This window comes from Acetivibrio mesophilus (assembly GCF_004102745.1).
GTDB lineage: Bacteria > Bacillota > Clostridia > Acetivibrionales > Acetivibrionaceae > Hungateiclostridium > Hungateiclostridium mesophilum.
On record NZ_RLII01000016.1, the window covers coordinates 67,320 to 74,846 of the forward strand.

Consider the following 7,527-nt stretch of genomic DNA (forward strand, 5'->3'; position numbering starts at 1 on the left):
GGTCTTTCCTTGAAATCAAGCTTATGCAAATTCAATTTTTATGTCATCCATATTTCCACCCAGGCGGATAACCGCAGACTGTATATCACAATACGTCTCATAGTCTATAGAGCCCATGTTCTTTTGAACATAACCCTTCAATGCAGGTATTGCCCTACCGTCCCCAAAGTCACCGAGGCAAATAGCCCCAAAGGCTTTATTGCTCATTCTGAGAAATGAATTTTTCAAACATCTATAAACAGTATCATAAACGTCTTTATCCAGAGCTTTTGCCTCCATTTTTGTGAGACATGTCAACAGGTATTCATCTAAAATGCCGAAGTCTTCTATGGAATTAAGTCTGTCAACTATAGCCGGCACCGCTGCACCCCCAATTAAAGCCAGGGCATCAATAACTTTCTCCAAAACTATTTCATCATTCATATTAGTCTCAATTTCCAAATTTCCCAAAAGTTTGATCAATGGTCCAACAGCCCTTTCTGTCCTCCATTCTCCAAGCACACAAATGGCCATCAGCGATGAAAAAATCTCTTCCTCATTGCTTTGAACACAGCGGTCCGTCGCAAGCTTCAGCAATTCATCCTCCGCCACCTCGTTATAGGATGCAATTCTGTCAATAAGAGAATTGGGCAGGCGCATGTCGCACATTTTTGCTCCAAGCTTGAACAGCTCCAATAATTGTCCTATCTCCGAAATACTATTAAAATATTCATCCGGACTCAATCCGTCAAGTTCCTGCATTGGAGCCTTGCCCCACTTTTCGAGGTCCTCATCCACTATTTCGTACAAGCGGTCTTCGTCAATCTTCAAAATGTCCTCTTCTTTTTCATTCATAAAAATCTTATTGCAGCTTTCCTCTATCACCATATTGTAGCTTTCAAACAGTAATTCAGCCTTTTCCAAATTAAATCCCCCAAGTCACAATATTCTAAAACTTTCTTCTATCTTTTACATAAGAGCTTCCCGGCATGGACTTTGCCTTTTTCTTAAGCTCAGCAGCTATTTCAGAAATCTGAATATGACTGATAAGCTCCCTAACCTCATTGGTAACTATGGCAAAAGATATGGATATCAACGGGAACTTCATTACCTGTCCCTGCCTGTTGCTCGTAACAATATATCCTCTTTTTACATCTTCTTCGCAATAAAGAGCCTTTGTTTTCATATCAAAATCATCTATTATTCCCTTTACTATAATTTCGGCTTTATTGGGAGTGGACACAATAATAAAGTCATCTCCTCCCACATGACCTATAAAATCACCTTGGTTCCCATAATTATGTACATTGTCAACAATAATATCGGCTGTAAGCTTTATAGCTCTATCGCCGCTTGCAAAGCCATACACATCGTTATATGCCTTAAAATTGTCGAGATCAGCGTAAATAACGGCAAAAAGCTGCTTTGTAGCTATCCTCTGATTAATTTCAGTTTGTATCTCAATATTGCCCTGAAGCCCGGTCAATGGATTTGCCCATCGGTTTCTGTCTATGCGCCTTAATGTGTTACGCACCCTGCTGGCTAGTTCTCTGCTATTAAAGGGCTTTATTATATAATCATCTGCACCAAGCTCCAAACCCGTAAGCTTGTCATCTTCATTATCCTGCGCTGTAAGCATGATAATAGGCATAAGGTTATTGCCCTCATCATCTCTTAGAATCTTACACACTTCAAAACCATCCATATCGGGCATAACAACATCAAGCAAAACCAAGTCCGGCTTCTCAACTCTAACCATTTCAATCCCCTGACGCCCGTTAGATGCGCTTACCACCTCATAACCTTCATTAACAAGTACGTCAGATATAAGTTTTGTCATAAACTCAGTATCATCAATTATCAATATTTTCTTCTTAAACATTTGCTGTGAGCTCCTATTAAGATAATTTTAGGTATATTTCTCCCTATATATATCGGAATGACCAAGACAAATTATAACATAGTAATAATTATATAATAAAAATTTGATTTTGAACAGTTGAGTTTTTATTTGGATTGCAAAATATAATAAGAGACTACATAAAAAAAGCAGTGGTCCTTATAACCACCGCTTTTTTATCTAATACTCAATCATCAAATAACGTATTCATGCCAGAACTAATAGTCAGAACTTATTGTATTAAAATGTCTGAAAATAATGAATACTTCTTTAAAATTGATTGCACCATCATCATTTAGGTCATAATCAGCTATATATCCTTCATCTCCAATTACTGTATCATAGGTTTTAGCTATCTGCATCACATCCACCATATTAATAGCATTATCCTGCGCCCCTTTATACTCTAGGTCGCCTGCCCATAATATGATCGGATTATCCTCAGTAGAAACCACCAACTCCCCAGTTCCATTCACAGTAACATACCTCTTTAGATAGCTTGGCTTACTTATCTCCAGTGTAAATTCTTTCATATCGTCGGGTATGCCTGATATCTCGAAATAACCTTTCTCATCTGTCTTCGCCGACAATTCCGTTCCTGCTATTTTCACATTGAATCCTGACTTTATTTTTGATTCCGATTTAGATGGATAATCAAAGTCAACTGAAATATATCCGGATATACTGGTTTCATTACTGCTTTGCTCATTGCTTAAGACAATAAATTTAACGTTATCGCTGGTATAAATCTCTTCTTCATCTGCTACAACCGTAAAATACAATACCTCCGACTCTTTATCTGCACACAGTACCTTTTTGTCAAATTGATATTCATATTTTACTATGTCATCTGTGCTTTTGATAATCTTTGTGTCTATCACTTCACCCTCTTCACTGCCCTTTGTTACCTTTAAAGTAGCTCCTGAAGGCATGTGACTTAAGTTTATAACATTAGCAGTTACATATTCAATGTCTCCCTCACTGTATCTCTCCAACTGTACAGTGATATCAGTATAGCCAATTGTAAACTGCTTTATATTGTCATTTGTGTTGTATTCTTCACCTTCTACGGTAGAAACCCGAACACTATATGTTTTTTTAGTTATGGTATCCGGTAAATTCATTAATGCAGTGGCCGTTTTAGTCTCTCCAGGCTTTAAGCTTACCCCAATTGCTTCAGAATTGATAATTTCATCTCCATCTAAAATATCAACAACCAATTCTTCGACACCTATTTCACCGTTGTTGGTTACTTCAACATCAATTGCCAATTGAGTACCCGGTATAACTTTGTTATGGTCAAAACTGATACCGTCCACAGACAGATTGTAGGATGGAACAACCTTAATAATACATAAATCAGCTTGTTCATTTCCATCCTCTAGCTGGGTCAGTCTACTGAATGCAATACTTATGTTACCGTTATCGTCAAAAACACCATCCGGAGATTGAATTTCACCTGCAACATCCGATAGCTTTACAGCATCACTCCATGTAGCACTGTCTGCATCATAAATTGCTGTATATATTGCGCTTGATTCCCTTGTAGTATTAGCCCATATTATTGCCGTTTCATTTTTACTTCCCTCAACAACCTTAAAGTCATCCTTCAGTCCCGGTTTTGCTCCACTGAAGACACGGTCTGGCTCAGCATCCAGCTGTGTTACAAATAATATGTTACCTTCATTGTACCAATATAAAGCTCCTGTTCCATTGAAGCTTGAGAATACAGGTGCAGAATCCACGGTATCATTATTAGTAAGTCTAATATCTTTACTACCGGGCTTTACTACGTATATCTCCGTGTCATCTATTGTTTCAAGTACATCGTCCCCGTCTAAAGCATACCCAACTGCAAATGAGTCTTCAATAACTCCAGCACTCAATGAAAGAACTGCATTTAAGCCTTCACTAAGTATTTCGGGACTTGACCATTCATCGCCCTTAAGCTCACAGTAGTAAATTGAGTTTTCGCCGTCCACGCCGAATATATCATTTTTGTTGTTACTGATCCATGCTATATAAGCACTACCGCCTGATACAGTTATTTGTGGCAACATATCAACCACATCATTTTCTGTAAGCTGAACAACTGCTCCAAATGAGTCCGTCTCTCCGTCAAATTTGCTGACGGCTATCTCACCCGAACCTGCAACCTCTTCCAATGTTACATCCTCAGTAAAGGTTTTATTGCAGTTTTGCCATACAACGTAAATATCGCTTCCCTCCTGTGCAAGTTGAGGATAGAAATCTGCTGTACCATCGTCATCTACTGCCACAGGTTCACTCCACATGCCGCTGTTTTTATCATACACGGAATATACCAGCATAGTTCTGTTGGCAGAGGTTCTGTTTGGATTATCGGAAATCCAGACTAAAACCTGCTTATCCTCATAATCCACTAATTGAGGCTGAGCATCAGGGTATATATTGGTTCCTAAAACTTTCATTTCTTTATTGGTATATTCAGTAGCCATTGCCCGCATTAATCGCTGATTTCCCATCCATACTGACGGCCTATCAATATAATCCCTCGACATCATTTTATACTCATCTATATTGTACATATCGAGCTTGGCATCAGCATAAGGACTTGCCATCATCAAAGACTTATTGCGAGGATGTGACTCATAGAGGCTCCATGTACCCTTTGCAATTTCTTTTTCAGCACTGAAGAATAATGCGGTTGCCTTTAGTTTCAAGCTACCCGTTAATGTAACCTTTAAATAATCTTCTTTGCCGATAATGAGAAATTCAAGTTCTGCTTCACCCGAACCGCCTACTGTCAATACTTTTGCTACGCCAACTCCTCCACCGAGTTCGAAACTTGGTGTTATTTTCAACTGTGAATTAAGTACGGCTTCACCTGTTTGAAGATTGAACCTAAAGATGTCGTTGATATATTCCAGCTTGACACCGCCGCCTATTTCAAAGTACACAGGAACAGGTCCTATCAAGTATTGTGTCTGGTTGGTATATTTCGCCTCAGCTATTAGAGCTATTGAACCGCTAGTTACTATAGGTATACCGTCAATTATTACACCTTCGATATAGCCAAAGGCGTCAAGATCTGGCTCCCAACCTTTTTCAATACCTAATTTACCCGTTTTTGTGCCAAGTTTTTTCATCTTGTCTCTTAAGGCTTTCGTAGAAGCCATTGATTTTTTTGCGCTGTCAAAAGTCTTTTTAAACTCATCCCATTTTTCGCCAACACTATTTACATCGTTCATCCCAATTGCCACTTTAAACTCTTCTTTTCCAAAGCTCAATGTAGCAGGAATGAAATCCAAGTCAAACTCTATTTCAGAACCGCCAATAACCGGCAGGTCTTCAGGAATTGTGAATCCTGTAGAATTTCCAATCTTGAAGGGCTTTGTTTCTACTTCATAAGCCATGTCTACTTTTACAGTACATGTGTCTTTTTTCCCTTCATAGGATGCTGTTATTAAAGTTGTTCCTTTCTTTATGCCACTCTTGATATATTTTTTATTACCCACCTTATCTACATAAGCAATACTTTTGTCTCCGGATGTAAATTCAACATAATCTGTTATATCAACCTCACCGTTGTCATATACTGCCATGACTTTCACTTCTGAGCCCCACTTGTTGAACTCAGCGATTGTATCTTCTTTTGGAGTTATACGCAATGCACGTAATTTTGCACCGCCTGCCGGCTTAACTTCCACGCTGCAGACTGCTTTCATTCCACCATAATTGGCAGTAATTGTTGCAGTTCCAAACTGTGTACCACTCTTAATATATCTATTCACCACAGATGCCAGATTGCTATTGCTGCTTGAAAACTTTGCTTCACTTGTTACATCGATGGTCTTTTTACATCTAGAACATATTGCATTCACATATATTGGAGTTTCGGTAGCATTACCTCCTCCTAAAGTCACTGTGCTTGGTCTAGTGCTGATTTGAGAATATGTATGTTTTGCCGGAATAGTAATTTTTGAAACTACAGCTTTACATCTACTGCACCGTCCCTCTTTTAATCCATCTTCAGTACAGGTTGCTTCTTTTACTGTTGCGTATGAACCGTTGAATTGATGTACACCACCAAGTTCAGGAATTTCTCTAGTTGATACCACCGCTCTACATCTATTACATCTTCCCTCCGCTAGTCCTTTCTCTGTGCATGTTGGTTCTTTCACTGTTGCATATGAACCATTAAATTGATGCGCGCCACCTAGTGCAGGAATACTTGCAGTTGTTACCACTTCTCCGCATCTAGTACAACGGCCTTCCTTTCGTCCCTCATCAGTACATGTCGGCTCTTTCACTGTAACAAATGATCCATTAAATTGGTGCCCTTTAGGACTTATTGTTTCTGTTTTACGTGCCGAACATTTCGAACAAGTTCCTTCTCTAATTCCTTCCTGTGTACATGTTTCTTCCTTTATCGTTCTCCAATTATATGAATGTTCCAGTTTAGGTATCGAAATGGTTGATACTGTTGCACCGCACCTTGTGCATTTTCCTTCCTTTCGCCCTTCCTGTGTACATGTTGCTTCTTTCACTGTGGTATAGGAACCGTTAAATTGATGCGAGCCACCAAGTGCAGGAATAGCTACTGTTGATACCACTGCTCCGCATTTAGTACAATGGCCTTCCTTTCGTCCTTCATCAGTACATGTCGGTTCTTTTACTGTGGTATAGGAACCGTTAAACGAGTGTACTGAAGGCGATATTTTTTCCGTTTTACGCGCCGAACATTTTGAGCATGTCCCTTCTCTGATTCCTTCCTCTGTACACGTTGCTTCTTTGATCGTTTTCCAATTGTATGAATGTTCCAGTTTAGGTATCGAAATAGTTGATACTGTTGCACCGCACCTTGTGCATTTTCCTTCCTTTCGCCCTTCCTGTGTACATGTTGCCTCTTTCACTGTGGTATAGGAACCGTTAAATTGATGCGTGCCACCTAGTGCAGGAATAGCTACTGTTGATACCACTGCTCCGCATTTAGTACAACGGCCTTCCTTTCGTCCCTCATCAGTACATGTCGGTTCTTTTACTGTGGTATATGAACCGTTAAACGAGTGTACTGAAGGCGATATTTTTTCCGTTTTACGCGCCGAACATCTTGAGCATGTCCCTTCTCTGATTCCTTCCTCTGTACACGTTGCTTCTTTGAGTGTTTTCCACGATCCATATGAATGTCCCAATGCATCTATCGTAATTGTTGAAACTGTTTGCCCGCATTTTGTACATTTACCTTCCTTTGTACCGGTAGTTGTACATGTGGGTTCTTTTGTTGTCGTATATGATCCGTTGAATGTATGGCCTGTTGCTTTTGTTGTCTGTGTATCAACTGCCTTACACCTCGAACAGGTTCTGCTTTGACTTCCATCGGTAGTACAGGTTGCCGCTTTAGTTGTTGTCCATGAGCCATAGCTATGTCCCAATGCAGCTATCGTAATTGTTGAAACTGTTTGCCAACATTTTGTACATTTACCTTCCTTTGTGCCGGTAGTTGTGCATGTGGGTTCTTTTGTTGTCGTATATGATCCGTTGAATGTATGGCCTGTTGCTTTTGTTGTCTGTGTATCAACTGCCTTACACCTCGAACAGGTTCTGCTTTGACTTCCATCGGTAGTACAGGTTGCCGCTTTAGTTGTTGTCCATGAGCCATAGCTATG

General features: G+C 39.7%; 3 protein-coding genes. All 3 read right to left on the reverse strand.

Translation table 11 applies throughout. The features are described from left to right. Nucleotides 1-21 precede the first annotated feature (21 nt). Entirely contained in the window at nucleotides 22-903 is an 882-nt protein-coding gene (locus EFD62_RS11835; protein WP_069194859.1) for a HEAT repeat domain-containing protein, read from the reverse strand. Nucleotides 904-928: 25 nt separating this feature from the next. Continuing rightward, a complete protein-coding gene (locus EFD62_RS11840) occupies nucleotides 929-1,861 on the reverse strand; it encodes a GGDEF domain-containing response regulator (RefSeq protein WP_069194860.1) in 933 nt (310 codons plus the stop codon). 236 nt (nucleotides 1,862-2,097) lie between these two features. Then, nucleotides 2,098-7,527, reverse strand: a 5,430-nt coding sequence (locus EFD62_RS17625) for a dockerin (protein ID WP_128706184.1), incomplete at its 5' end; no start/stop codon positions are given.

Coding starts and splice junctions, on each gene's coding strand:
- EFD62_RS11840 (WP_069194860.1), bottom strand. CDS start 1,861: ATGTTTAAGAAGAAAATATTGATAATTGATGATACTGAGTTTATGACA.